This is a genomic window from Prochlorococcus marinus CUG1415 (assembly GCF_017696015.1).
In the GTDB taxonomy this organism is placed as follows: Bacteria; Cyanobacteriota; Cyanobacteriia; order PCC-6307; family Cyanobiaceae; genus Prochlorococcus_A; species Prochlorococcus_A marinus_AE.
On record NZ_JAAORL010000002.1, the window covers coordinates 1 to 25743 of the forward strand.

A 25743-nucleotide genomic window follows, 5' to 3' on the forward strand; every position below is an offset into this window, starting at 1 on the left:
CATCAAGTCCATCACCAGCCGCTGCACCATTACCAGCGTCAATAGAGATATCTAAAGAATCTTCACCAGTGAAACTAGTATTAAGGTCGATTTGGAAACCGTAAAGAGCGGTAACTGCTTCTTGTCCAGCTATTCCATCAAGAGCACCGATAGCCATATCAGCGGAGAATGATGCAGTTGTTGTTTCTGAGAAACTACCGGCTTCAATGTTGTTTAGTCTTGCTTCTAAACCATCTACACGACTATTAGTTACAGCCAGTTGTTCTGCTGGGGCAAAGTTACTGATAGTAACTTCGTTTGCTGTAGCAGACATTGGGGCAATCAAGCCTAATGTCGCAGGAGCTACAAGCAAGCTTTTGAAAAGCTTCATAAATTTCCTCACACGAAATTTAAAGTACACCTTAAAATAATGTATATCGAGATACAAAAGCAAGTATCCTACGATACATTTTCTTTTAATTGTGACAGTTTTTTATTTGAACATTATTGATTTCACTTAGAAAATTATTAAAAAAAAATTTTTTAATCTTTTTGTTTTTTAGCAATAATAAATTTTACCTCTTTAGTTTTATATTTTTTTTTCTTACCATTTGCTAAAGAATCTACATACCAGCCAGACGCTAATCTTGAATCTATTTCTTCATAACTTTTACTGCAACTAAGTTTCTTTAATGATTTCTTTTTATAATCCATCTTTTTATAATAGTTAATATATAAGATAGCACTGAAGAAAGATTTATAAATATATAATGTAAATTTCCAGTTCTATTAATAGAAATCTGCATTTAAAAATAAAGTTTTTCTGAATTCTTTAGAAAAAAGAAAAAAATACATGCTTTGCCCTCGACTTAGAAACTTTTAAGTTAGATTCATCCAAAATAAACCTGAGGAGCACAAGGTTAAATGACTCAATTAAAAATTATTGTCAATTCTTTACCGAGAGATTTAGCAGAGTTTTCATTATTTCTAGTAATCGGATTCACGGCTGGTTCTATAGGATTAATTTAATTCTTATTAAATTTCTAAAATAATAATAAATAAAAGAATTAACAACAAAAAGCATTTTCTAAATCTTCTAATAAATTTTTAGACATTTCATAATATTTTAAAATGTAGTAATTTCTTAATTTAATATTTTTTAAATTTAAAGAATTATTGATGATTCTATTGGAAAATCAAATCTTAGTCTTCCCTTCAACTTCCCCAATTCAGCTACAACTAAAAGTCCAGTAATTTCTTTGTGATTACGTTCAAGCAGCTTAGAGACACAATTAACTGTTCCTCCTGTTGCCAATAAGTCATCGACAATGGCAAAAGATTTATATTTATGAAGAGCTTTCTTTTGAACGGAAAGCGAATTTTCACCATACTCTAGACAGTAATCTTCTTTAAAAAGTTCTCCTGGAAGTTTGCCAGGCTTCCTTGCCACAATCATTGGTTTTGAAGCTTCCAAAGATATTGCAGAACCGAAAATAAAACCTCTGGCATCTATAGAAATTATCGCATCTGCATTATTAATAATTTCACTAGATGTCATCATTAAAATTAGTTCTTTAAATATCTTCGGTTCTTGCATAATTCCAAGAACATCTTTGAAATCAATTCCTTTTTTAGGAAAATCTTTATATGTGTTAATTAATTCTAAAAGCTTTTTCATTCTCCAAAACCATTTGTAAAAGTTTAAAGGTCTATATGATTTACTTAATCTTAATTCTAAGTTGTATGATTTTTTTAATCTAAACCTTTTAAAAAATAATATACTTAAGTATTTTTTTCAGAAATCTCAACGAGAATATATATTTGAAAATGTATTTATTAATAGGAGACTTGTTTTAAAAGGCTGATAGCACTTTTAAATGCAAGCATCATCTTTATTATTTAAAAAAATATTTACAAACATTAGCTACTAAATAGTTATGAGGAGTAAATTTTCAACTAAAAGCCTATTAATTATAAAATATTTGCAATTTGGTCTTTAAATAATAGATGACTTTTATGAATTAATATCATCTAAGCTGGTAGTGGCGCAGCTTGGCAGCTCGGGAGCTTTAGGAGCATACCTTTTTAGAAGCGAAACTGATTGCAATAACTGACTTTCTTATGAGCCATAACTTGACCAACATTTACAACCCATAGTAGTGAAGGGGCTTAAAGTCACTATATATTTAGCTAATAAAAAAATCCTATTGACTAGAAACATTACCTAAATATGATCTCACTAGATATCTAAATTCCCATACCAAATCCTTCTAAAGTCTTATTTCTAGAAATTTTTATCTCAGTTTTATGTAATCCTGTTAAAGCAGAATTTTCCTAAAAAGTGACACTATTCTTATTTACGAGAGAATAATTTGTAGCATTATTTAGCCACTCTATCGCTTATAAATTAATACAAAAAAATTATGTTTTTTTGTATTAATTTTTCAGTAAATCTATAAATTGATGGATCTAGTTTGTTGAGAGTACTATTAATAAAGGGAACTTAACAAATCAAATATTCTTTAAATGAAGTTAGTATTTTATATTATTATAATTTTTCAATTTTTAAACTTTCTAGGTGTCTTTGCCGAAAAAGTTAAAAAAAATTCTCCTACATTAAATTCAATTAAGTGGGAAAAGGTACGAGAAAATAAGGAAAAACCTTTAAAAAAAATTATTTGGAAATCTTATAAGAACGAAAAAAGTTATTTTGAAAATAAAAATATAATAAATAAATCAAAGAAGAATCTTGATAAAACTCAAATGGATCATCCAACTTGGCGCAATCGCACCTTGAGGTTTTCCTTTGAGGAAATTGAAATGCCAGATCCTGGCGAATATATGGGTTTGTACGGTATAGGGGCATACGATCGGCTCAACCCTTGGCTATACGGAGGTATCACTGCTTACGGTGCCGCCAGTGGACGCCGTGGCGGGTTCTTTACTGGCGGCTATACCTTGGGAGTGGAAAGTAAGTTGACCGATAACTGGATTCTCGATGCCGGAGGCTATGTGGGTGCCGGCGGCGGCGGTGCCGCCGCACAAGGGGGAGGGTTAATGATCCGCCCCCATATAGGTATCAAGTACGAATTTAGCTGGGGCGCAATGGGGCTAAATTATACCTACGTAGACTTTCCCAATGGAGATATATCCAGCGATGCAACGGCGCTTTCACTGGATATTCCCTTTAGTTCTCCAACACTCAACTGGGAAGATGATGGGCTGACTGCAGCGGATTACTTCGGATCCGACTTGAGCAACGTGAGTCGCCACCGATCGCACCTGGCAGCGCGTGTTCGAGCCTATTATCCTTCCAGCGGCAGCAAAACAACCTCCGGTAGGTCGCTTGATAATTCATTGGGCCTGGTGGGCGTAGAGTACTCTTATTTTCTTGATCAAAACTGGTTTGCCACCTTTGAGACTGCCGGCGCGGTATCAGGTGGCGTAGGCGGGTATGCCGAGCTTTTAGCCGGGTTAGGCTATCGTTTCCCCTTAACCAAAGACGATCGTCTAGCCCTACTCCCCGCCCTAACCATCGGGGGGGCGGGTGGAGGAGGGGTCGAGACCGGCGGAGGATTTGTTAGTCGAGCAAATCTAGGATTGGAATACCGAATGTCTCCACATCTCAGCCTAATTATGGACGGCGGCTATCTCGCCGCCCCAGATGCTAATTTTGACACCCCATATGTTGGCTTAAATTTGGCATACGTAATGGAAACCTTTGCTCAGGATCAAAAAGGTGCTCCCTTAAAAGAAACAGACCTTATACAAACTGCTAAATGGCGCTTTCGCCCGGCGCACCAATGGTATCTTGATGCGCAACGTAAGGGAGGCGCTTCACGTGATATGCAACTTATGGGAGGGAAAATCGATTGGATGGGAGGAGAGTGGTGGTACCTTACTGGACAAGGATTAAGCGCGTATGCAGGAGGAGCCGGTGGCTATTCAGAAGGATTCTGGGGGGCAGGCGTTTTTAGCCCAAACTGGATGAACTTGCAACTCTATGGCGAAATGCTCATTGGTGCCGGAGGTGGCGGAGGTGTTGATAGCGGTAGCGCCTTATTGTACAAACCGAGTATCGGCTTAGAGTACACTCTAAATAAGGACTTCAGCCTTCAAACTGGCATAGGAAAAGTGATTTCTAATAATGGGAATCTCGATGCCAATATCTTTGAAGCTAGTCTGATTTGGCGTTTTGGGACCTCAAAATAAAGCTCCCAAATTTTTCTGCAAGAGCAGGATTTGCTTAAAAAAAGGTAAATCCTCAAAACCAACTCAGATAGGGTTTTAAAGACAATAAAATTATTAAAAAAGAATTTCAATTCTTGAAAAAGATCATAAAATTTCAAAAGCTAAAAATGATGAGATAATTTCTCACAACAAAAAACTTTTATCGAGATTAAGTAAATTAGAAAATATTGCATAGAAATTTCAATCAAGTTCAAAGATAAGTTGAGTTACTAAAAAGAATAATTTCTTGCGACAAAAACTTATTTTTCTAGTTAAAAATTAGTGATAAATATTATTTTCTAGCCTCAAAAGTGATTTTTTATAAAAAATTTAGAAATTTAGTCTTTAACAGATGCATGTTATGGACTAAGATCTTATGAGCGGGGCGTGGCGCAGCTTGGTAGCGCGGGTGCTTTGGGAGCACTAGGTCGCAGGTTCGAATCCTGTCGCCCCGACTCTATTAAAACCAAGTCATACTAGCGAGTTACCCAGACTCGCTTTTTTATTGGCAACACTTAGAAAGATGAGACTGAGCGAGCTTTGAGCGAGATTCTGCTATACCCTGCAATACTTTGCTGCCTCATGTCTCTAAAACTTAAGTTATTTGAATTAATAAAGTCCCATTTAATGAGATAAAAATTGATCCTAATTAATTTCTTTTTCCATCTTTGGAATTTTTCGTTGAGTAATCCAAAACCCAATAAATAAAGAAATTGGAATTATCCAATAGAAAAATGGTCCTGACTCTAAGCCAGCGCTCATAACCAAATTAGTTATTAATACCAAAACAATACTTATAACTTTTAAAAATATGTTTCCTGATGAATTAAACCAGATAGTCGGAATGATTGTGCCAAGTACTGGAACAAGTATAAGAATTAATGGAGAGATCGAACCTTTAATTAGCATCAATAAGAAGGGAGCGATGACACCAATTAAGTAACCTAGAGTTGTAAGTAGATTACCTATAAGTTTTGTAGTCTCAAACTGTGCTTGATTCTTTATTTGTTGACTCATCTGAGCATCTTGCAAAGCAGAATTGATTTGATCTCTTGATTTCGGGTCTTCCATTAAAAACGCTTGATTAATCTATTTAATTAATTATTAAGGCAATTTATAGAAAATCAAACTTTAAGATCCTAATTTAATAAATCAGAAATATAGATAAAGGGATTTTGTAAAAAAAAATAAAACTAACTATTCTTATGAACAAAAACTTTATGTTCAACCCAAGCGCTGAGCTTCTTAACTAATGAATTATTACGTTCTAACCATATTGCAAATAAATATTCTTCTATTTCTTCATTAGTTTTATTTTTATCATTAATTATTTCCTGTATATATTCCTTAGAGTAGTGTTTATTTAAAAATTCCATTACTAGATCTTTTTGAGTAGAGACTGCATCGGAAAGATCAATCTCCTTAGATTTCGATTGGTTATCTAGGGTGCTATATATAGCCATGAAGGAACCAGAAGAACATTTCAATCCATATTTACCAACAATTAAATTAAAGGCAGATTCAGCAGAAATCTCTGATTTTTTAACCTTTGCATAAATTTCTACAGCAGCTTTAAAAGATTGATCTTCTATCTTTTCATTCGCAATAGTTGAAGCCCATTTAGACCATGTATCTGCCTTGCCACAATCATTTTCATAAAGATATTTACCGTAGTTTAAAGCTCCAAGCTCTTCAATTTTTAATGGTTCAGGGAAAGAACATTCATTGGTTATGTCTGTCTTGATTACAATTTCTCCGAAGCAAATAAATCCACCATTATCGATATATTGGCAGACAAAAGGGTTAGTAATATGAAATATATGTCCTAGTTCATCTAATTCCTCTGGAATTTTTTCCATTGGTATACATGCAATTTGTCCACTATCAACAAGGTATTGATTAGATTTCTGATCCTCAAAGACACCGTCTCCTAAAGCAGTTTCAAAAAAAGCAAATGGCATCCCATTTTTTGAATAAAAGCATCCACCATTTGAAGAATCGTTTAATTTATTGCGAAAATTACCTTGAATATTAATAGGGTCACCAATCCAGTAATATCCTCCGGGTAAGATTCCTAAAGTATCATTTCCTTCTACATAATCGAATTCTAATTCAGAATCCTCTTTTGAGATTGGACGTGTTGCTAAATTATCTAATAGTTCAACTGGTAATTCATGAAACTTTATTAAATCAGTCTTATCCATATAATTTAGTTCTTCACCTACTTCTTTTACTCCACTAATTTCCAGGACGGATATACCATTACCTATTTTGTAGTTAAAAAAACTCTCCAACTGAGAAGAATCTAAGAATTTATTAAGAACATCATTTTTTAAGTAATATTTATTGACTTGTTCTGCAGTAATAATCCAGATTTTATTTTTAAAGAACCAGTATTTCTTTTTACTCCAACTCTCATAATCATTCAACTTATACAAGTCCTCTGAACATGCGATTTCCCAACATTTACTGAAAATCGAATATGTATATTCACTATCAAATGATTTTAAAAAGCTCTCTTTTGAATTAAAAGCATGTAAATCACTATTTGGGCCAATATTCCACTCACTCTCTAACCATTCAGGATCATCGTTATCGTAAGTTTTATCATATAAAAGTTCCTTAATCCATTCTTTAAATTTTTCTGAAGAGGATACTGCTTCATATCTTTGCAATAAAAAAGGATAAAATTCTTTATCATCACTTTCATCATCTTCCATTACCCAAGCTAATCTCTTTAATGCTTTAAAAGTTGCCCAAGTTTTAAAAGTTGGGTTGAAATTGTCTAATTTGGTTTCGAGAACATTTTGAATGGCATCTCTACGAATCGGTTTTTTCTCATTTTTTTTAGAATATTTATTATCTATAGATTTATTTTTCAAGTTATCTATGTTATTTACCTTCGTTTTCTCTAGATCAGATTGAATTGTTTTTAATAGATCCCTAGCTGATTGAGATCCTAAATCAGCTGACTTATTCAAATCTTCAATGGCTCCTTTTTTATAATTTAAAAACATTTTTGCATTAGCTCTGTTGTAATACGCCTCTGGATATTTTGTAGGATAATTTTCTAAAGCTTTATCGTAATCAGCTATTGCACCTGAGAAATCTTTTGCTTCATATTTAGCATTAGCACGTCTAAGATATGTAGAAGAGGGATCTTCTTCCAGCTGAATAGCATTAGTGAAAGCATCTATAGAACCATGAAAATCATTTAGTTGATATTTTGCAATGCCTAACCCTGTATAACAATTAACAATCTCTATTTTATTAGGTGCTAATTTAATTGCCTTCAATATAGTATTGATAGCAGCTTCATTGTCGTTCTTTTTAAGTTGATCAAAAGCTAAATTTGAAAGAGAATTAAAATCTGAATTTACGTCCTCATTTACATCTGAAATTTCTTTCCTTCTATTTAAAGCATCATCAAGAGATTTCGCGATTTCCTTAATTGTCGATTCTTTATCTAATTCCCAAAAACTAGTTTGGGCACTTTCAAATTCATTTATAAATTTTTTATCAGCCCCCCCTTCGTTGCGTTGATTATTAAATCCATCAAAAATGGAGCTGACAAAAATCTGTATTAATTTTCTTTCTTTACAATCCTTCTGTCCATATGTTGAAAAATAGTAATTTAATATTGAAGTAAATATCCCTAGTCTTTTTTCATCAAGATAAGAGACAGTTATTGCAAGAGTATGTGTTACAAATAAATCATATTTACCAGAAAACAAAAATAAATTAAAATCTCTTATTACTTTTTCTGGAGGCAAATCTTTAACTTCAGGATTCCAATTATCAATTAAAAATCTCAAATCAATAAACAACCCCTTCATTAAATCTATATCTAGTCCAGCAGTCTTTGAATCAAGGGCTTTACCTGATCCAGCACCAATCTTTTCGTTCAATCGATTCATCGTAGAACGCAAATTAAATCTAGCTGAAGCTGCTTGTAAACCCTTGAACACTCTTTGATTTGATTGATTTCTTTAAATTGTACATTCAATCTAATAATTTGATTTTTATATAACAAACATTAAACCTAGTGCCTTATGAGCACTAGGTCGCTTATGAGCGAGATTTGAGCGAGATTTTGCATATTTATGCAATACCTTGCTATATATTCCAACTTTTTGAGACTCAGATATTTCCCTTTATTAGCAACTAATAAGCTATAGCCTCACTTGTTTATTTGGCCTACTGTCGCAATTTGCGTAGCGGGTGCTTTGGGAGCACTAGGTCGCAGGTTCGAATCCTGTCGCCCCGATCAGTTATAGCAATGGATTATAAATATTTGAGCTAGTCTCATATTGCGAAAGGGTAGCTCTAGGGGTAGCTAGATTGATATAGTTTGATCTAGTTTGTGCCTTTGAACGAACGACAGGCAAACGTCTAGAAAGAATCTATTACCAAGTATTTCCTTCATCACATCCAAACTTGGAAGGGTCTCCACAATTTCTTTTTATTAATCTAGTTTCTGGATCTAATTTAATGGAGAACCAAGTAATTTCATTTGCATCTTCATCAGGAGGATAAGCAATTATATTGAAACAAGTATCTGCACCAAATACTTCTATCTGAAAATCTGGAGCCTGTATGGCACCTACAGATCCATCAATTAAGGAATTAATATCAGAAAATCTTGTGGATAAACCCTCTTTTGATCTAAAAGTACATTCATCAAAGATATTAATGATTGTATTTTTTATGAAGTTAGTTTTTGATTTGGTTGAATAATCATCAAACGGAGGAATTAAAACTGCACTTAATATTGCTATTAAAGCAGTAAAACCGAGACATCCAATACAGCCTTTTTTTGGCTTCTCTGGTGATTTGTGTTTCACCATTCTCCATTTCTTTTAGCACTGCAACCATTTAGCTCATCATTTTGGCCGTCATGGGAGCATGTCTTTTCGCCTGTCACGGTGTTATAAGAATATGTGGGATATTTTTTCGTATTTTCAGATTTCGCCTTTATTAAATTATTTCCATCTCCTTTGCAGTTACCATCTAAGGGAAAAAGCTGATATCCAGGAAGCTCAACGTCTGAAAATGTATAAGCCAGATCCTTCTTCGATAATGCATCTAAGCATTCCTTCGCAATATTCCTAACTATATTTAGTGCTGCGGATGATTTAGCTCTATTTTGCACATTTATAAACTGAGGAATTGCAATAAAAGGAAGAACTATAATAATTATTATTGGTAATAAAAGTTCTACAAAAAATATTGGCATAAAATCAAAGATTAAAAGTCTAATTTCAACCTTGAGTTTAGATTGATTTTCCTAAAAAACCATCAAATCACCGACCTAGTTAACAGAGGGCACTATGTCGTAAAGGGGGGAGCTAGAAGGGGAGCTAGGGTTATATATTAAGTATATAAATGTACATACTTTGTACGATATTGAGTCTCAGATACATTCCACTTACTACCCTAAACTCTAGTCATAACAATACTTTATTGGATATTCTCAAATAAATTACTGAGTGCTTTGGGAGCACTAGGTCGCAGGTTCGAATCCTGTCGCCCCGACTCTTAAAAACAAAGTCATACTAGCGAGTCTCCCAACTCGCTTTTTTATTGGATATAGTCTCAGATTGCGAAAGGGTAGCTCTAGGGGTAGCTCAATAGATATAGTTTGATGTAGTTTGTGCCTTTGTACCACACACATGCAAACGTCTAGAAAGACCTATTACCAAGTATTTCCTTCTTCACAGCCTGGCTTGGATGAATCCCCGCATGTTTTTGATACTTTTCCAGTCTCATTATTAAAATCAATTTCAAACCATGTGTTCTGATTATTTGTAGGAACTGCTTTTGCTTTATAACAACTATTTGGATCTAATGATTCTATTTTAAATTTTGAATAGTTAGCTGAGAATGATTGAACATCGCCAAATCTTGTAGTTTGATTATCAGCATTATGAACAATACATTCTTTAACACCATTAACTAATCCATACTTTATAGCAGAAGAATAATTGTAAGATCTTGAATTGTTAAATGCTGGTATAGATATTGCTATCAAAATTAATAAGACAGGAAATATAACTACATGCAAAGTCCACCAGTTTTGAGCAAGTGAAGAAATTTTATCCTTGGATGATTGTTCAAGGTCTCTAATATATTTTCTTAATTGGTACCTATGGACTTTTCTTATATATTTAAAGCCCAATATTGGGAAGACTATAAATGTAATTATTTGACTAAGAGGAGAAAATAGAATCGAAAGTACAATAATTCCCGCAATTATCCATATAAATAAAGACAAATATGGGGAAGCAATTCCACCTAAATAAAAAATAAATTTATCCTTTTTTTTCATTAAAAAAGAGGGTTTATCCCTCTAAGTTTAGATCCACTTTCCTAAAAAAACTAACAAATCACCGACCTAGTTAACACAGGGCACTAGGTCGCTCAGGGGGTAGCTGTAGGGGTAGCTGAGACTATATATCTTGTATGTAGAACTATATACTTTGTACATTATTGAGACTCAAACTCGTTCCACTCACTTAGTTATAACCTAGTCATAGATTGAGTTTATTGAATATTCTCAGATAATAGATCGAGTGCTTTGGGAGCACTAGGTCGCAGGTTCGAATCCTGTCGCCCCGACTCTTAGAATCCAAGTTACAGACAGGTTTCCCAGCCTGTCTTTTTTATTATGTAAAAACTGACATCACTCTCTTGATGTCAATTTGATGTCAATTTAATTAAAAAGAAAATATTTTATCGAGACTTCTTTGTAAAAACCAATGGAAAATTTAAAAATTTAGGGTTATTTTGATTTAAGCAAATGAGTTTTTAGGCTTGTGAAAAATGAATCCAAGGCCTATTACTTACAAGTTTTAGGTTTATCAAGCAACTTTAATGAGACAGAGCTTAAGGATGCTTATCGTAGAGAGGCTAAAAAATGGCATCCTGATTTAAATAAAGATGACATATACGCAGAGGAAAGATTGCAGTTAATTAATGAAGCATATGCTTTTTTAAAAGGCTCCAAAAACAATAACTCAACCAAAAGAAAAAGCTCTAATTCTTATTCAAGAAATAGTGCATCAAAAAGTGAGAATAATAAGGTCTGGTCAATGACAAATATTTTTTCTCCAATTAAGTTAATTTTAAAAAAATTAATTTTTTATTCAGGGGGATTTATAGCCCCATTATTTTCTGTTATTGGAATTGTACTTTTTAGCATTAACATCATCAATGCAGAAGCAGGATTATTCAAGTTTTTAATAATTTTAATTTTGGTCCTGGGTTCAATAGCGTTTTATAGGATTAATAATTTTCAATTAAATTGGTACAAAAATTTTGGAGGAAAACTTTCTAACGAAGCAATTAGAAGCCTAGCTAAATTATGGTGGATTTTTTCTTCCATAATAATTCTGATTACTTCGTATATCTTATTTTTGGACAAAGATCAGAGAGTTTTAAGAGGTGAAGATACTAATCGCAAAGTCGAATCTGTCAAAAAAGCATTATATGAAGGTATTGATCAATGTCGTAAAAGATATAGAAATAATCTTTCTACGAGGTTTCAAGATGCTCCAGCATTTTCAGGGAATTTTGATGAGTTTCAGATAGTGCCTGTTATAAGGAATAAAAAAGGTAAAGAAATAACTAAAGGGAAAGTTGAAAATTTAGTTAAACGTTATAAACCTACTTGCTTTGAAGCTAAAGCAATTCCTTTGAATACTGAAAACACTTGGTTTTGGATTAATCAACCCAAAATAAATTTCTTTGCAGGATATGATCAAAAACCTATTGAAAGGCACTATACAAGTAACACTCTAACTAGATGTGGAGACGCATCTAAACCAGGTTGCAAATCAAATGAATATTGGTGGGAATATGGATTTAAAGGGCCAAAATAATTTAAGTTTTTTAACTCTTAGATGTCATTTTGATGTCAATAGTATTGAATTTTCACACGTCAAATAACGCAATACCACGCAAGATATTAGTTATAGCTCGAAACCGTAGTGCTCGCTTTGGGGTGTCAAGTGCTTTGGGAGCACTAGGTCGCAGGTTCGAATCCTGTCGCTCCGACTCTTAAAAACCAAGTCATACTAGCGACTCTCTAAACTCGCTTTTTATTGCTTAATGTCTCAAATTGAGAAAGGGGAGCTGTAGGAGGAGTTCATAGGAGTACTTTGATGTATTTAGTGCCTTTTAACGACACACAGGTCACAGGTAAAGAGTTAGTAAGAAGCTATACCTCCCAATCTATGTCGTAATCTTCATCAATATCTTTTCCCCAAACCCTTGCAAGTTCTCTTAGTAGAGTTTTTACTTCCATATCTGTAGCTCCAGATTCATCCTGGAACTTGTTGCAAATGACTTTAATTTCGTCATAAGTTTGTTCTAGTAAAATTGTTTTTTGATCTAAATTCGCCATTTAATTTTTATCTATTCCTTCTCCGCTATAATCTCTAGGTATTACATCTAAACACATAAGAATATCCCTATTTTTAAAAGATCCGTTTCACTTAAATACCTAAGAAGAGTTCTTATTTGATCAATAGTCTTTTCTTGTAATTCTTTCATTAGTACTTAATTGTCACCTGCCAATAAGGATAGCAACCATAAGATTATTCTCTAATTAATTGTAGTTTTTTAGAATTTATTTTTATAGGGAAAGCGTTTCAAGGATTAAAATCTCTACATTTTGATCTTTCGTTTTCATAATCTTTGATAGCAATATCCCATTCTGATAAATCGGCTTCTTTCCCAGAAATGTACAAATCCATTTGTTTCAAAAAGTTTGCTGATTCAATCCAACTATTGAATGAAGAATTGCAAAAAATTATACTTCCAAAATTTTCATAGTCCGTATAATCTCTTTTTGCAGCAAATTCTGCATTTACCCGTTTCTTATCTAATTCTTTATATTTCAAATCTTCAATGCTAGGTTTAAAAAAAAGTAAGGATGGTTTCTTCTGTACATTTAGATATAAAAGAAGGTATACACCAATAACAAAAACAGCAAATACTCTGATTACCCAAGTTTTAGTTTTATCCATTTTAAAAAGTGGTGCAACATCACCACTTAATAAGGACTAATTGTTTCTATTGAACTTATAGTTTTTTTTATTATTGGGTCCCTTTCTTTTTTCAGCCTCATTAACCCTTATCTCTCTTCCCATCCATTCAACATCTTGAAGATCATCAATAGCTTTTTTTTCGGAATTATGATCATTTAAATCCACGAAAGCGAAACCTCTTTTTCTTCCTGTTTCTCTATCAAGAGGTAAATAACATTTTTTAACTACTCCATAATTACTAAAAAGTTGTTCAAGATCTTCGACCTCAGTTTCCCAAGATAAATTTCCAATAAAAATAGTCATTTCTTTAATTTTTTTTTTATGAAGGTATAAATAGTTGCTTTGGACTAGTGAAGTTATCTCCAATCAAATGCTTCCATTGTTTTTACTTTAACTCTTTATTCGCTAAATAACGAGTAGGAAAACTTAGATATCTTACATACCCATTGCTCTTCTCAGCTTTGCAGCCTCATCTAAACCTTCCATAATTGTAAATGTAGAATTTTCAGTAGCTTCTTTTCTTAGCTTTGAAAGTTCTCTATATTCTTCAGATTCATAAGCTTCGACCGCATCTTTCATGGAAGGGAATTCACAAATAACGGCTAAATCGACATCTTCTGTCCTCTCTTTCCCTTGAGGCTCTGTATCTTTTGCAAAGACTTGGCCTCCAACCTCTTTCAGCCATGGTCCAACTTTATTTACATATTCATCAAATAAATCTTGATTAATTATTTTTGCAGTCGATATCCAATAACCTTTAGCTCCTCTTTTATTCATTTTTTTATCTATGTATTTCAAATAGACTACATCATTTCGTATTGATAAAATTTATTTTTTAACTTTGCTGCTTTATGGATTAATCCAACTGCTTCTTTTCTTCCTGTCGCTTGTTGCGCTTGGCGCATTAAGTCAGCATATTTTTTGTTTAGTTTTTTCATTTGTTTGTTTGTTTAGTGTCATAGACACAGGCTTAATAAGTGATTGTCATTTTTTGCATTTGCTCTATTGAATAGATCAATACAACTTGTTTATCAGAAAGTATTTGACTCTTGCAGGTGGGATTCTTTTTCAAAAATTCTTTAGCTGGTCAATATTGCTTTGTCTTATCTCTACCTGATATTTATTAACAATAACACAAGAACAAAAATAGATCTTTTAAAGGTGCTTAACTCTCTAAATACCTGCAAATAAATTCAAAGTTTTCGTAGTCCATAGTTATTGTCTTAAACCTATCTGTTTCTATTTTTCTATTCCCAAAATTCTGCAATTCAACTTTAATAGATGGATGTTTTATTGCGTAAGATGGATTAAAGCCAATACGCTTTGCACGTTTATGCAAATCCTTTTTAAGTCGAGTATCGCAGCCACAGAACAAGATAGTTGGCCTAGAAGAATTACCTATTGAAGCCTCAGCAGTTCTTTGTTCTAAATCGGATGCAATATTTTCGAGAACTTTCATTTAATTTTTTTTACTTCGAGAGGCATAATTAATAACCAATATTATTTCTTGGGTTGGTTATGTAAATTATTAGATTTAAAACGTAATTAGCAGGCAAGTTTAATGGCTTCAAAAGTAGCAAAGCCATTCCCTGGGTCACGTTAAATCCTTTTTCCTCCATAAATAAAAGAAGGGGCTCATTCATACATTGTAAATAGATTGTCAATTATTAAATTAGACAAAAGGTGTTGAATCAACAACTAAGTATTTTCTTTATATTATAAAAATCTAGTATAAATAATAAATTTATATTAAATGGAAATAATTTTAAAAAGAGAAACTTCACTAGGTCTAGAATCCTACGAAGAACTAGGTTTTAATTCCGAAGAAGATCTTGAATTAGAGATCTCAAAACTTACTGAATTTAGGCCTGAATTTAAAAATAATCTACAATAAATCTTATCTGGTTTAAAAAGTAAGGGTTTCATTTTTTAGAGGTCATCTTGGAGGTTAAATACGCAAAACCAACTAGTAATAACAAACTAGCAACTGCATAAGTAATTGCTATGCCGTACATAATTCTGACTATTAATTACTTGCTAATCCCATAAAGACAAATCTGAATCTCCTGTTGATCTTTGCATCCAATGGATTTTCCAAATCCCATTAATCTTTTTAAAAATAGAAGTTACAGTTGGCAAATCATCATTGGGAGTCCCTTTGTAAGAGAATTTTGCCCCAAGCGTAAAAACACACATTGCTACATCGGAAGAAAGAAATTCAAACTTATGAATTTTTGTAATTTCTGCTTTTTCCTGAACAACATCTCCAGAACTCATCATTTCCTCGAATCCCTTTGCACTTATTGGATTCCCACTGGGCCTGATGAGTAAAAAATCTGAAGTGGCATTATTTACAAAAAATGAGCCCATATTCTGAGGTGTTGCTAACTTGTACAACATTGATTCAATTGTTTCTCTATCTGTCATAAAAAAAGGGTTTTATCCCTCTCAGTTTAGATCGACTGTCAATAAATAAAAGTTAAAAAGAGAATTAATAGCTATTAATAAATAAAGGATATTAATGAAACTAAAAATCAATCTAAATTTTTTAGAAAAATATATATCTAATTTTGTAAATGATATTGAATATAAAAGGATTACAAAAAAATTGGAAGAATATGATTTAATGGCTGACGTTGATGATCAAAGATTTCATCACTTTTGTTCTTAAATTTAAGTGTATGGTTCAGAGTGAAAAACATCATTTCTACGACCTAATTAACATGAGGCACTAGGTCGCTCAGGGGGGAGCTACAGGGGGCTGAGGCTATATATTTTGTATATAGAACTATAACTTTGTACAATATTGAGACTCAAACTCGTTCCACTCTCTTGGTTATAACCTAGTCATAGCTTAGTTTTGTTTTGTAATCTCAAATAATAGATCGAGTGCTTTGGAAGAACTAGGTAGCAGGTTCGAAGCCTATCGCCCCGACTCTTAAAAGCCAATTTATACTAGAGAGTCTCCCAGACTCTCTTTTTTATTGTTCTCATTCTCAGATGAGAAAGAGGAGCTAGGAAGTAAGTACAAGTACAAATAGGTGCTGAAGGTGGAGCTAGAAGTAGCTTCTGAATATTGAGGTTTTCTTCCACCCTTCCTCTAGTAGTTTCTTATATTCTTTTCTCGCTTCTTCTATAGTTTCCACTCTGCTTCCCTTCATGACTGGTTTACTACTTCTCTTGAAAACACAACCATAGGAAATCATCATTGCATCAATAGAAGGAGAAGGCTTGGAAACATCTTCGAAAGGTTCGAATACTTTTATTCTCGATCTATCCTTATTTATAAGAGTAAATTTCTCCATATATATATAATAATTTTCTCTCTAAATAATGAGTAAATTTTTTTATTATGTTGTTTTTAGTTCCTAAAACCACACTATTAATTTAATAACAATAGGAGGACAATATAGATGTAGATTCGAGAGGTCTTATGAAACTCATTACTCCTTTCACTATCCTCAATAAGAACTTCCACGAAATGGAATTTATTAGAGAAGCAATGAAAAACAGAAAGTTAGAAACTAAAAGCTTGCATGAAGATTATAGAAAAATGTACAACACCAACCAATTTGCTTAATTAAATTGGAGGTTTCTTGTTAGGTCGATTATAGACTTTATTATTTTTCTTTCTTTTTGATTTCTTATAAACCGCAAAAAATCCTAAAAAGACTAAAGGTATTAGTAAACCCTCTAGAAATAAAGGAAAATTAATCATAGACGGGAACTAATGTTAAGGCTCTTCTCTTCTCAGCCTCCGTATAAAGGAAATACAAAAAATAACATCTAGTAACCGTTATACAAGCGGTTAGAAATGCTACTGCTACACATATAGGGCAATGAGGGAATCCCATATTTAAAGTTTATTTTTAATTATATTGTCGAGAATCTAGCGATACAATAAGCAGAAATACTAAATAACTTAATATAACTAGCATCTATTCACAAATATATAAATTAGAATAGTACAAAATAAATGCAAAAGAAACTATTTTTAGAGAATTTAAGCTCATTTAATTGTCTATTCGATTGATTTTGTTCGTTTTTTACTAAATACATTAAACGCTTATTACTTACACCTCTATTTCATGTTAAAGTCCTAAAAATTTATTATATTTTTTATGTCCAAAGGGTTTTGGCTCGTTACTACCACAGTTACAAATCAAGCGTTTGCTGAATATGTTGAAGCATTTCAACCGTGGATCGAGTCAGTAGGTGGTTCTGTATTAGCAAAGGATTTAGAAAGTAAAACTGTAGAAGGAAAGGGTGGAAAATTATCAGTAATTATTCAGTTCCCATCTAAGCAAGCGGCAATTGATGCTTACAATAGTTCTGAATATCAGGAACTAAGTAAGTTACGCTGGGCCAACTCAAGTGATACAAATATCACAATAATGGATGGTGGTGTGACTCATTAAGTAAATACGATTGACAGTCAATTTAAACTAGAGGGATTAAACCCTCTTTTTTTATGTCCTCTTCAATGAAAGATTTCTTAGACAAATTTTTTGATTTATGTAGAGAATATCAAGAAGAAATCCCACCTCAAAAGATGGCCGAAATTTTAAGGGATTACGCTGATAGATTAGATGGTTGATAAAGTTAAAAGAAAAACCTAGATTACATAAGTAAATTTTAAGCAAAATTAAATGTCTATCATTACCGACAATAAAGTACTAGTTAATATTTCCAGCGGTATAAAATCCAAGAATAAAGTAACTTTAGGATTATTGGCTGCCCTTGCTGCAGAGAACGAAGGGCATCAAGTAACTCTTTTTCTAGAGGGAAACGGAGTAAACATACTAAATTGCAAAACAGCTGGTGAAATAGTTGGTAAGGGGACTGGAGATTTATACGAACATCTTGAAAATTTAAAAAATTCAAACGTCACCATATATGTCTCAGAAATGTCAGCCAAATCGAGGGGTTACGATAACACGCTGCTTCACGGATATAAGGCAGAATTTGCGATGCCCAATGTACTAATTGAAGAGTCAATTAAAGCGGATAGCGTACTTTGCTATTAAATCGACTATTTTATTAGATAATTGCCCTATTAAATCGAGAAAATCCAAAAAGGTTTAATAAGTTCAGCTTATAGAGGGCATGAGAGTAAGTAATTATACTCACACTTATAGTTTTTCATTATTAGATTTGTTTCAAGATTGCATTAGGAAGCGTCTTAGCTAAACAACCAACCAAACAAATGAACGAAACAAAAACAGTTGAGAAGGAAAAAATCGTAGCTGAGAAGCTTAACGGTAGATTTGCGATGATTGGCTTTATTGCACTTATTGGCGCATATCTAACAACAGGACAAATTATTCCAGGGTTTGTATAAATGGATTTTATATCTAAAAAACAAGGATATGTACCCTTTAAAGTGGTTCCTTACATATTTTTTGTTGCTGTTGTTTTAAGCATCACAACAACAAATACATTCGTATAGTTTTCAAAACTTACATCTTTATGAAAGTCAGCTAGTAGGGATACAGGCTGACTTTTTTAATGGTTATTGAGCAAGTGACTTTGAAGAATTAAATCATAACTAATAATTAAAGGATAGAGAATATGGAATTACTCGATATTTATCAGTAATAACGGGCGAGCTAACCTCCAAAGTTATCCAAAGTTATACAAATCCTCGCCCGCAGAGATTTTAAGACAAATGAGAAATAAAAAAGCGAGTTGGGAAAGTCGCTTTTTATTGCTTACTGTCTCATCTTGAGAAAAGGGCACTTAATAGATATAGTTTGATCTAAAATTTACCTAGTTTTCTCCTTATCTATTACGGAATATGTTATTTCTAAATTTAATATTCATTTTATATAAATAAACTAGTGATTCAAATAATAAAAAATTAATAGCATTTCACACAAAAAAAAAGACTCTAATGAGTCTTTTAATTCAAATCTATAAAAAAATTTATTGATCAGGGTCAAGTTTACTAAAGTTTGGTCCAGCAAAAATCCCTATAAGGGCAAAAAGAGCCATAAAACCAAATCCTACGGCAGCTGCAGAAGGATTGAAACCACCTATAGCAAATGAAGCTAATAAATTCATGATTAAAAAACGAACATCTTGAAATCATACAGAATTTTAGAGGAAAATATACCTAATATATATAAAAAAGAAATAATCTAAATATCTATTATTCAAGAGTTCTCTAGTTTTAATCAGCTAAAGTTGACCGACTGTCAATCGTTAATAAGTAAAGGTTGAATTATTGAATAAATCATTCGATCGACCTAGCTGATACTAGGCACTAGGTCGCTAAGGGGCACAAAAGGGGGCACTAGGTCGCAGGTTCTAATCCTGTCGCTCCGACTCTATAAAAAACAAGTCATACTTATGAGTTTCCCCAGCTCTCTTTTTTATTGCCTGTTAGTCTCATAACCCAAAAGGGATCTCTAGGGGGTTCTTCGAAGATTATAGATCCCCAATAGGTGCTTACCATTTAGGTTCAGTTACTTGCCATCCTGATGTAATTAATTTTTGATACTCCTTCCTAGCTTCATCTATTTCTATTTCTTTTCTTGTTTTCATAAGCGGTGGATTTTCACCTAACGCTCCAACAACTATTCCACTATCAATAAACATATACTCAAAAAACTTATCCTTATTATTCTTATTCTTCGTAAATCTTCTTACCTCAGTCCAGTTAGGACATATTAACCATGCTTCCTCTGTTATCTTTCTTGCTTCACTATCCATATTAAATAAGCAATAAGCAAACGATTGCTCCAATACTAAAAATTAGGCTCCACCCCTGCGAGTTAATTTTCATTGAAAAATACTACTTATAAATATTGAGTAATCTGATATAAATTATCAACAATATTAGTCCTATTGCACCTGTACCAAGAACTATAGTTGGTTGATTATGCCAAAGCTCTTTAAAAATTTCTATATTCATTTAAAGAATTGGATATGCTATCCAACCAAATAAGGTGTAGTTAATAATGACAGCCATAAATCCAATCATTGCAAGCCTGCCATTTGTTCTTTCCGCAATAAACCAATAGCTATCTGGCCATTCAAAGATTTCCCCCATATTAGATATTTGATCTTCTGAAAGTGGAATCTCTTTAGGAGTATTTTCCTGATCAAGATAATAATTACTATCTGGGTAAAAGCTTTCGCTTGAAAAATTATCTTTAAATTTACTCATCCTATTAGAAATTTGAATTTTATATATTCTACTTAATTAATTACATAAAAAAAGAGATTAACTCCATCCTTAAAGAACTAATCTCATGAACTTATTTAATTGCTAGTAATTTTTTCTAATAGTCTGACTGATTAAACCAATCTTATTAAATTCTCTGGTGGACTATCAATCATTTCTGATCCCTCCATTCGATTATTAAGATACTAGTCAAACTAATTTATGTTGTATATGCGTAGTTATGCTGATTTATTTTTCTTTAATTGATTGACAGACGATCTAACATGGATCTGTAGACTCCATCTCTTTTAAAATGGATAAAGATATTCCTTCTTATGTGGGTGACCTAATCCCTTCCTTTTCTAATTGGAATCAAGCAATTAATAATTATAAGCGTGGAATAAAAGCTGGGGACTTTTACGAAGAGCCTATAGGTGAAGATTTTCGTTATCCTGACTGGTAGATGGCTAATAAGTATTAAAAGATGGGAAGCTTACCAAAATTAATTGCACTTGCTATGGTATTACTCCTTGTAGGAAGCACATTTGTTGGTGGGATTATTTATTTTATTAGATAGATAATGAAGAACCCAATAGACATATTTAAAAGGTGGTTACTAGATTTACTTGTTCCATATATAGAAGGAACTAATAAAAAAAGAAATATAAACAGAAAGATTAAATGAAATGCTTACTAATCCTAAGATTATGTGTTGCATGTCTATTCTCCATGAAGGGGTAGTTAATAGACAAAGTAAATTAGAAATGAGAAAATTTAGAGAATAATTACTCTATATATTTAATTTGATAATAATTACTCTTTATATATAAGGAGTAATTTTTAATGGCAGATTTTAATGAACTTTGGCAGAACCAACCAAATAAAATTATTGGTGTAAGTGGGCTAGTACTATCATTGTCGATAGCTTTTATATATGGTTTATGGTTACTCAATACATAAGTAGTAATTATTGACAGCAGATCTACAATAAGGCGTAATTATCTCCTTTTTTATGGACAGAAGATTTATCGCTGAAAAAATAATGACCCTTCTTATTTCTTTAATTGCTTAATGCCGTCAAATAAACATCTAAAAGAATTTTTTAAGTGCTAAACAATTATATTTCTTAGTGAATATGTTCTGCTTCATTATGATTATGACGATTGTGAGCATGAGCAATTCCTAATTCATGCATTCTTGCATGATCTTTAATTGTGTCTCTTAACTTATAAGATGATGGTCCAACTGTTGTATAAATTCCATAGCCTACTGAGCCAAATAGTGAAATTCCAACACTACTCAAAAGCAAAAATAAAGTTGGATCTTTAATTGTTCCTAACATTTTATAAAAATTTAATAACTCAAGTAACCATAAACATCTTTCAATATTTATTCAAGTTCAAAATTTATAAGACAAAGAAGAAAAAATCATTCTTAAATATAAAGATTAAATGATCAAAATGTAATTAAGTTAATCGATATCAAAATTAATAACTACATCTATTAATATCTTTTTAATATTTATCATAGTAAAATAAATAACACTTTTAGGTTGTTATCTATTTAAATAGATTGATAGTAAAGAAGTTTATATTTTTAATTTGATTGAACGAAATTTACTATGATTTGTATTATTTGATGTTGATTAAAATAAGATTTCTAAACTAAGTTGGATTTACTTCAATAGGCTTAGTAAATGGAAGTATTGCTTTTGACAATGTTTTTTATTACCGCACTTGTTTTATTTATTGCAGGTAAAGATGATTTTGGTAGAACCGAAAAAAAATTAATAATTAAAGAAAGTAGAGAGGAGGAAAAAGAAGTAAGCATTGAACCTAAAGTTGAAGTCAAAAAAGAAGCGGAATTAAAACCAAATTAATACAGAGTATCTATTGAAAGACTTGAAGGAGAACCCCAAGCAATAGATATTTAATTAGAAAATAATTACTATACATATAAGAAGTAATTTTTTATGCGTTTATTTTTATTATTACCCGTGCTCTTCGCACAAACTGGACAAGGTGTTGATATTTTTTCTCCAATAGGGATTTTGATTATTTTAATTGGACTTGTTTTGACTGTTGGGTTCCCTGTCGCAATGATTAAGTTCGGAAGAAAGAGCTGAATTAGGAAATAGATGAAGGAGTAAATTTAAGTACCTTTTTAGAATCTTCGAAGATCCCCCTAGAGATCCCTTTTGGGTAATGAGACTAACAGGCAATAAAAAAGAGAGCTGGGGAAACTCATAAGTATGACTTGTTTTTTATAGAGTCGGAGCGACAGGATTCGAACCTGCGCCCTAGTGCTCCCAAAGCACTAACACGCAATTAGTGAGATTCTGTTATCAGGAAATCAGAAAACAAGTTGGGAAAATTTAAAAATTAATTCTAGAAAATTACAATTATTAGAGTAAATGAACTAAATTGTTAATGAAAGCAATAGATTTTTAAAAATAAAAAATATTTATAGAAATTCGTATAATAGGATACATTTTATACCCCAAAATCTAGGGAAAATAATCGGATTCAAAAATAAATATGCAATATTATTTAAATGATAAAAAATTAAATAAGATTGAAAAGCAAAAGGCGGAAAAAGATGGTCTGAAAATTTTTGAAGAGTTAGATGATTACGCTCTTAAAGGATGGGAAGAAATGGATGAAGTGGATTTGCAAATGCGCTTAAAGTGGTATGGCCTTTTTTGGAGACCAAAAACTCCTGGAAGATTTATGATGAGGCTTAGGGTTCCTAATGGTATTTTAAATTCTAATCAGTTAAAAGTAATAGCATCAATAGTTGCTAGATATGGAGAAGACGGTTCTGCGGATATAACAACTAGGCAAAATATTCAATTAAGGGGAGTTTTGATAAATGATCTACCAGATATTATTAAAAGACTTAGGGAGGTTGATATTACATCCGTTCAGTCTGGAATGGATAATCCAAGAAATGTTACTGGCAATCCACTAGCGGGAATTGATCCTGAAGAAATTATAGATACAAGAAAATATACTTCTGAATTAGAAAATTACTTAACAAATTCTGGTAATGGCAACCCCGAATTCTCGAATTTACCGAGGAAGTGGAATACTGCAGTTGCAGGAGCAAAAGATAATTTTCTTCTACATAATGATCTTATCTTTCATCCTGTTTTTAAAAATGGAATCTTAGGCTTTGGTGTCTGGGTAGGAGGAATATTGTCAGCAACTTTGAATGCTTATGCTCTACCTCTAGATGTCTGGGTAGAAGAAAAAGATATATGCAAAATAACTGGAATTATTTGTTCTCTTTGGCGAGATAATGGAGATAGATTTCTCAGAAATAAAGGAAGATTTAGATATTATTTGAACTCTATAGGTATCGAAAAATTTAGAGAACTTGTAGAAGAAAAATTTGGAACCTTGTCTAACGATCCAGGCTCAATTTTCAACGCAAAACAAAGAAGTTTATTTGGGATTAATAAACAAAAACAAAACAATCTTTACTTCGCTGGATTACATATTCCTGTAGGAAGATTATGTGTAGAAGACATACAAGAAATTGCAAGACTAAGTGAAAAATATGGACAAAGTGAAGTAAGACTAACCGAAGATCAAAATCTAATTATTGTTGGCCTGAAAGATAATATTTTAGAAGAATTTGGTGATGAAGAAATTATTAATAAATTCAAATTAAATCCATCCCATTTTTCAGCGAGTACAGTTTCATGTACAGGGAGTAGTTATTGTAGCTTTGCTCTTGCAAATACCAAAGATATAGCAAGGAATATTTCTGAAAAATTAGATCTAGAACTTGAATTATCAGAGGAGGTTAAAATTCATTGGACAGGTTGTCCAAATAATTGTGGACAAGCTCATATGGGTGGTATTGGCATGACTGGTACAAAGGTAAAAAAAGAGGGAGGTGGAACTGAGGATGGCTATAATGTCAGTATTGGAGGGAGACAAGATCACCTGCAAACCTTAGGCGAAACTGAATTTAAAAAAGTTAGTAAACATGAAATTTATAATTTAATCAAAGAAATTTTAATCAACAAGTTTAATGCAAAGTTAAAAACCTAAAAAATATTTTAATGAGCAAAAGTGAAACTGAAATATTAGAAGTTTTAAATGGATTAGGTTCAAAAAAATTAGATCTTGATATTCTATTTTCCTACTATTCATTGGAATTATCTTTTGAGATTCGTAAAGTTATTGCGGAAAAGATAGGAATGCAAGAAAGGAAAGGATATTTTTTACTGGAAAAGATGATAAAAAAATTTGGCCTTAAAGTTGAATTTATTGAGGCCCTTAAATTAACAAATGAAAAAAATGCAAAAGATCTTTTACTAAAAAATCTTTATCAAAATAATAAGTTAAATATTCATATAATTAAAGCTTTAGAGCCATGGGGAGGAGAAATCGAACTTAAATTAATTAGAGAAATATTCAAAATTTGCGAAACAGAGTTTTGGATTGCAGGCCTTAATATTCTCCATTTCAAAGCCCATCAATTAACTGATGAAAAATTATTATATTTTTTTGATCAAATCAAAATTTACGATAATCTCAAAATCAACTACAAGATAATCTCTATCTTAAAAAGAAGAGAAAGCGAAATAGTTTGTAAATTGCTCTATAAATATTCTTTAAATAAAGAATTAGAAATCGCTAAATATGCAATATTTTCTTTAGGGAGTATTTGGAATGATAATAGTTTTGAACAATTATCTAAATTAGAAAATGAAATAAAAGATCCTTCTCTACTTAAATGCATAAAAAATCAAAAAGTGATCTCAAATCAATTTCTAATAAATAAATAAACTAGTGAATTATTTTTTTAACTTATCAATGAGATTTATTAAATTACAAGGTTTTGTATTTTCATTAAGTTGATAAGAAATTATATCTTGCCAACCTGTCATTACAGCATCCTTAGATCCAGGCAAAACGAATAAAAACTTCCCATTTGCAGACCCTGCAATACACCTACTTTGTAAAGTACTTGTTCCTATCTTTTTAAATGATAAAAATCTAAAAGTTTCCCCAAAACCATCAATCTCTTTATCTAATAAAGGTCTAATAGCTTCAGGAGTAACGTCCCTTGCTGTAATTCCTGTACCACCTGTTGTGATAATCACATCAATATTTGGATCTGAGATCCAATCGCTTATATATTTTCTAATTAAATAAATATCATCTTTGCAAATTATCTTATCAAAGATATTGTGTCCTGATTTCTCAGCCTCTTGCAGGAGATAATTTCCACTCTCATCATTTTTTGTGTTACGAGTATCAGAAACAGTAAGCAAAGCTATAGAAACCACTTAAAATTAAA

Annotated in this window: 34 protein-coding genes, 1 tRNA gene and 1 pseudogene; 14 read left to right on the forward strand and 22 right to left on the reverse strand. The window is 32.0% G+C overall.

The features are described from left to right. The 3 genes and pseudogenes from HA143_RS06100 to HA143_RS06110 all read right to left on the reverse strand — a co-directional run. Positions 1-370 (reverse strand): annotated as a pseudogene (locus tag HA143_RS06100) (porin); the annotation flags it as partial. A gap of 152 nt (positions 371-522) precedes the next feature. Then, complete coding sequence (locus HA143_RS06105; RefSeq protein ID WP_209084521.1) at positions 523-693, reverse strand: hypothetical protein; 171 nt, start codon at positions 691-693, stop codon at positions 523-525. A 451-nt stretch (positions 694-1144) separates the two neighbouring features. Beyond that, the gene (locus HA143_RS06110) at positions 1145-1657 is read right to left on the reverse strand and encodes an adenine phosphoribosyltransferase (protein ID WP_209084523.1); all 513 of its coding nucleotides are present in this window, start codon (positions 1655-1657) and stop codon (positions 1145-1147) included. Between the two features lie 848 nt (positions 1658-2505). Here HA143_RS06110 and HA143_RS06115 point away from each other — a divergent pair. Together HA143_RS06115 and HA143_RS06120 are read left to right on the forward strand one after the other, a co-directional pair. Continuing rightward, positions 2506-4191, forward strand: a complete 1686-nt coding sequence (locus HA143_RS06115) for a hypothetical protein (RefSeq protein WP_209084532.1) — start codon at positions 2506-2508, stop codon at positions 4189-4191. 399 nt (positions 4192-4590) lie between these two features. Then, a tRNA-Pro gene (locus HA143_RS06120) sits at positions 4591-4664 on the forward strand. 190 nt (positions 4665-4854) lie between these two features. On the opposite strand, the gene HA143_RS06125 is transcribed toward HA143_RS06120, so the two are convergent. The 5 genes from HA143_RS06125 to HA143_RS06145 all read right to left on the reverse strand — a co-directional run bounded on the left by HA143_RS06125 (position 4855) and on the right by HA143_RS06145 (position 10537). Beyond that, the gene (locus tag HA143_RS06125) at positions 4855-5280 is read right to left on the reverse strand and encodes a hypothetical protein (RefSeq protein ID WP_209084534.1); all 426 of its coding nucleotides are present in this window, start codon (positions 5278-5280) and stop codon (positions 4855-4857) included. A 122-nt stretch (positions 5281-5402) separates the two neighbouring features. Then, entirely contained in the window at positions 5403-8177 is a 2775-nt protein-coding gene (locus tag HA143_RS06130) for a tetratricopeptide repeat protein (protein ID WP_209084536.1), read from the reverse strand. A gap of 438 nt (positions 8178-8615) precedes the next feature. Beyond that, positions 8616-9056: a hypothetical protein gene (locus HA143_RS06135; RefSeq protein WP_209084538.1), complete on the reverse strand. Its 441-nt coding sequence runs from the start codon at positions 9054-9056 to the stop codon at positions 8616-8618. Continuing rightward, the gene (locus HA143_RS06140) at positions 9050-9445 is read right to left on the reverse strand and encodes a hypothetical protein (protein WP_209084540.1); all 396 of its coding nucleotides are present in this window, start codon (positions 9443-9445) and stop codon (positions 9050-9052) included. The genes HA143_RS06135 and HA143_RS06140 overlap by 7 nt, the downstream gene beginning before the upstream one ends. Before the next feature lie 459 nt (positions 9446-9904). After that, the gene (locus tag HA143_RS06145; RefSeq protein WP_209084542.1) at positions 9905-10537 is read right to left on the reverse strand and encodes a hypothetical protein; all 633 of its coding nucleotides are present in this window, start codon (positions 10535-10537) and stop codon (positions 9905-9907) included. Between the two features lie 487 nt (positions 10538-11024). Between HA143_RS06145 and HA143_RS06150 the strand changes: the two genes are divergently transcribed. After that, positions 11025-12089, forward strand: a complete 1065-nt coding sequence (locus HA143_RS06150; RefSeq protein ID WP_209084544.1) for a DnaJ domain-containing protein — start codon at positions 11025-11027, stop codon at positions 12087-12089. Between the two features lie 338 nt (positions 12090-12427). On the opposite strand, the gene HA143_RS06155 is transcribed toward HA143_RS06150, so the two are convergent. The 7 genes from HA143_RS06155 to HA143_RS06180 form a co-directional block, all read right to left on the reverse strand. Next, the gene (locus HA143_RS06155; RefSeq protein WP_209084546.1) at positions 12428-12613 is read right to left on the reverse strand and encodes a hypothetical protein; all 186 of its coding nucleotides are present in this window, start codon (positions 12611-12613) and stop codon (positions 12428-12430) included. Between the two features lie 247 nt (positions 12614-12860). Continuing rightward, positions 12861-13238: a 5'-3' exonuclease gene (locus tag HA143_RS06160; RefSeq protein WP_209084548.1), complete on the reverse strand. Its 378-nt coding sequence runs from the start codon at positions 13236-13238 to the stop codon at positions 12861-12863. 36 nt (positions 13239-13274) lie between these two features. Continuing rightward, entirely contained in the window at positions 13275-13562 is a 288-nt protein-coding gene (locus tag HA143_RS06165; protein WP_209084556.1) for an RNA recognition motif domain-containing protein, read from the reverse strand. 132 nt (positions 13563-13694) lie between these two features. Beyond that, positions 13695-14036, reverse strand: coding sequence for a DUF1330 domain-containing protein (locus HA143_RS06170; protein WP_209084564.1), 342 nt, complete (start codon positions 14034-14036; stop codon positions 13695-13697). Positions 14037-14062: 26 nt separating this feature from the next. Further along, a complete protein-coding gene (locus HA143_RS09830; protein WP_257469948.1) occupies positions 14063-14197 on the reverse strand; it encodes a hypothetical protein in 135 nt (44 codons plus the stop codon). Positions 14198-14424: 227 nt separating this feature from the next. Then, entirely contained in the window at positions 14425-14718 is a 294-nt protein-coding gene (locus HA143_RS06175) for a vanadium nitrogenase (protein WP_209084566.1), read from the reverse strand. Between the two features lie 28 nt (positions 14719-14746). After that, positions 14747-14902, reverse strand: a complete 156-nt coding sequence (locus HA143_RS06180; protein ID WP_209086662.1) for a hypothetical protein — start codon at positions 14900-14902, stop codon at positions 14747-14749. A 110-nt stretch (positions 14903-15012) separates the two neighbouring features. Between HA143_RS06180 and HA143_RS06185 the strand changes: the two genes are divergently transcribed. Then, positions 15013-15153: a hypothetical protein gene (locus HA143_RS06185; protein WP_209084575.1), complete on the forward strand. Its 141-nt coding sequence runs from the start codon at positions 15013-15015 to the stop codon at positions 15151-15153. Positions 15154-15296: 143 nt separating this feature from the next. On the opposite strand, the gene HA143_RS06190 is transcribed toward HA143_RS06185, so the two are convergent. Then, on the reverse strand, positions 15297-15686 hold the full coding sequence (locus HA143_RS06190; RefSeq protein WP_209084577.1) for a DUF3804 family protein: 390 nt from the start codon (positions 15684-15686) through the stop codon (positions 15297-15299). Positions 15687-15780: 94 nt separating this feature from the next. Between HA143_RS06190 and HA143_RS06195 the strand changes: the two genes are divergently transcribed. Then, positions 15781-15930 carry a hypothetical protein gene (locus HA143_RS06195; protein WP_209084579.1) on the forward strand — a complete coding sequence of 50 codons (150 nt, stop codon included), beginning with the start codon at positions 15781-15783 and terminating at the stop codon, positions 15928-15930. Positions 15931-16315: 385 nt separating this feature from the next. Here the strand turns inward: HA143_RS06195 and HA143_RS06200 are convergent, their stop codons facing one another. After that, positions 16316-16564, reverse strand: a complete 249-nt coding sequence (locus tag HA143_RS06200; RefSeq protein ID WP_209084582.1) for a DUF1651 domain-containing protein — start codon at positions 16562-16564, stop codon at positions 16316-16318. A gap of 128 nt (positions 16565-16692) precedes the next feature. On the opposite strand from HA143_RS06200, the gene HA143_RS06205 reads away from it, so the two are divergent. The 5 genes from HA143_RS06205 to HA143_RS06220 all read left to right on the forward strand — a co-directional run bounded on the left by HA143_RS06205 (position 16693) and on the right by HA143_RS06220 (position 18600). Next, on the forward strand, positions 16693-16839 hold the full coding sequence (locus HA143_RS06205; RefSeq protein WP_209084585.1) for a hypothetical protein: 147 nt from the start codon (positions 16693-16695) through the stop codon (positions 16837-16839). Between the two features lie 541 nt (positions 16840-17380). Further along, positions 17381-17677: a DUF1330 domain-containing protein gene (locus HA143_RS06210; protein WP_209084588.1), complete on the forward strand. Its 297-nt coding sequence runs from the start codon at positions 17381-17383 to the stop codon at positions 17675-17677. Between the two features lie 53 nt (positions 17678-17730). Next, a complete protein-coding gene (locus HA143_RS09835) occupies positions 17731-17856 on the forward strand; it encodes a hypothetical protein (RefSeq protein ID WP_280634049.1) in 126 nt (41 codons plus the stop codon). A 52-nt stretch (positions 17857-17908) separates the two neighbouring features. Then, entirely contained in the window at positions 17909-18286 is a 378-nt protein-coding gene (locus HA143_RS06215; RefSeq protein WP_209084590.1) for a DsrE family protein, read from the forward strand. Between the two features lie 179 nt (positions 18287-18465). After that, positions 18466-18600 carry a high light inducible protein gene (locus HA143_RS06220; protein ID WP_011376693.1) on the forward strand — a complete coding sequence of 45 codons (135 nt, stop codon included), beginning with the start codon at positions 18466-18468 and terminating at the stop codon, positions 18598-18600. Positions 18601-19184: 584 nt separating this feature from the next. Here HA143_RS06220 and HA143_RS06225 read toward each other — a convergent pair. The 3 genes from HA143_RS06225 to HA143_RS06235 all read right to left on the reverse strand — a co-directional run bounded on the left by HA143_RS06225 (position 19185) and on the right by HA143_RS06235 (position 20430). After that, complete coding sequence (locus HA143_RS06225) at positions 19185-19322, reverse strand: hypothetical protein (protein ID WP_209084593.1); 138 nt, start codon at positions 19320-19322, stop codon at positions 19185-19187. Positions 19323-19709: 387 nt separating this feature from the next. Next, on the reverse strand, positions 19710-19973 hold the full coding sequence (locus HA143_RS06230) for a DUF1651 domain-containing protein (protein ID WP_209084595.1): 264 nt from the start codon (positions 19971-19973) through the stop codon (positions 19710-19712). Between the two features lie 202 nt (positions 19974-20175). Then, entirely contained in the window at positions 20176-20430 is a 255-nt protein-coding gene (locus HA143_RS06235) for a high light inducible protein (RefSeq protein WP_209084597.1), read from the reverse strand. 310 nt (positions 20431-20740) lie between these two features. Between HA143_RS06235 and HA143_RS06240 the strand changes: the two genes are divergently transcribed. Continuing rightward, on the forward strand, positions 20741-20890 hold the full coding sequence (locus HA143_RS06240; protein WP_209084599.1) for a hypothetical protein: 150 nt from the start codon (positions 20741-20743) through the stop codon (positions 20888-20890). Between the two features lie 663 nt (positions 20891-21553). Here HA143_RS06240 and psbN read toward each other — a convergent pair. Next, on the reverse strand, positions 21554-21769 hold the full coding sequence (gene psbN, locus HA143_RS06245; protein WP_209084602.1) for a photosystem II reaction center protein PsbN: 216 nt from the start codon (positions 21767-21769) through the stop codon (positions 21554-21556). Positions 21770-22144: 375 nt separating this feature from the next. Between psbN and HA143_RS06250 the strand changes: the two genes are divergently transcribed. From HA143_RS06250 to HA143_RS06260, 3 genes are all read left to right on the forward strand, one after another. Next, the gene (locus HA143_RS06250) at positions 22145-22306 is read left to right on the forward strand and encodes a hypothetical protein (RefSeq protein WP_209086665.1); all 162 of its coding nucleotides are present in this window, start codon (positions 22145-22147) and stop codon (positions 22304-22306) included. Positions 22307-22964: 658 nt separating this feature from the next. Beyond that, positions 22965-24488, forward strand: coding sequence for a ferredoxin--nitrite reductase (locus tag HA143_RS06255; protein ID WP_209084604.1), 1524 nt, complete (start codon positions 22965-22967; stop codon positions 24486-24488). A gap of 11 nt (positions 24489-24499) precedes the next feature. Beyond that, a complete protein-coding gene (locus HA143_RS06260; protein WP_209084606.1) occupies positions 24500-25228 on the forward strand; it encodes a hypothetical protein in 729 nt (242 codons plus the stop codon). Between the two features lie 9 nt (positions 25229-25237). Here the strand turns inward: HA143_RS06260 and moaB are convergent, their stop codons facing one another. Continuing rightward, complete coding sequence (moaB, locus tag HA143_RS06265; RefSeq protein ID WP_209084608.1) at positions 25238-25732, reverse strand: molybdenum cofactor biosynthesis protein B; 495 nt, start codon at positions 25730-25732, stop codon at positions 25238-25240. Positions 25733-25743: the final 11 nt, after the last annotated feature.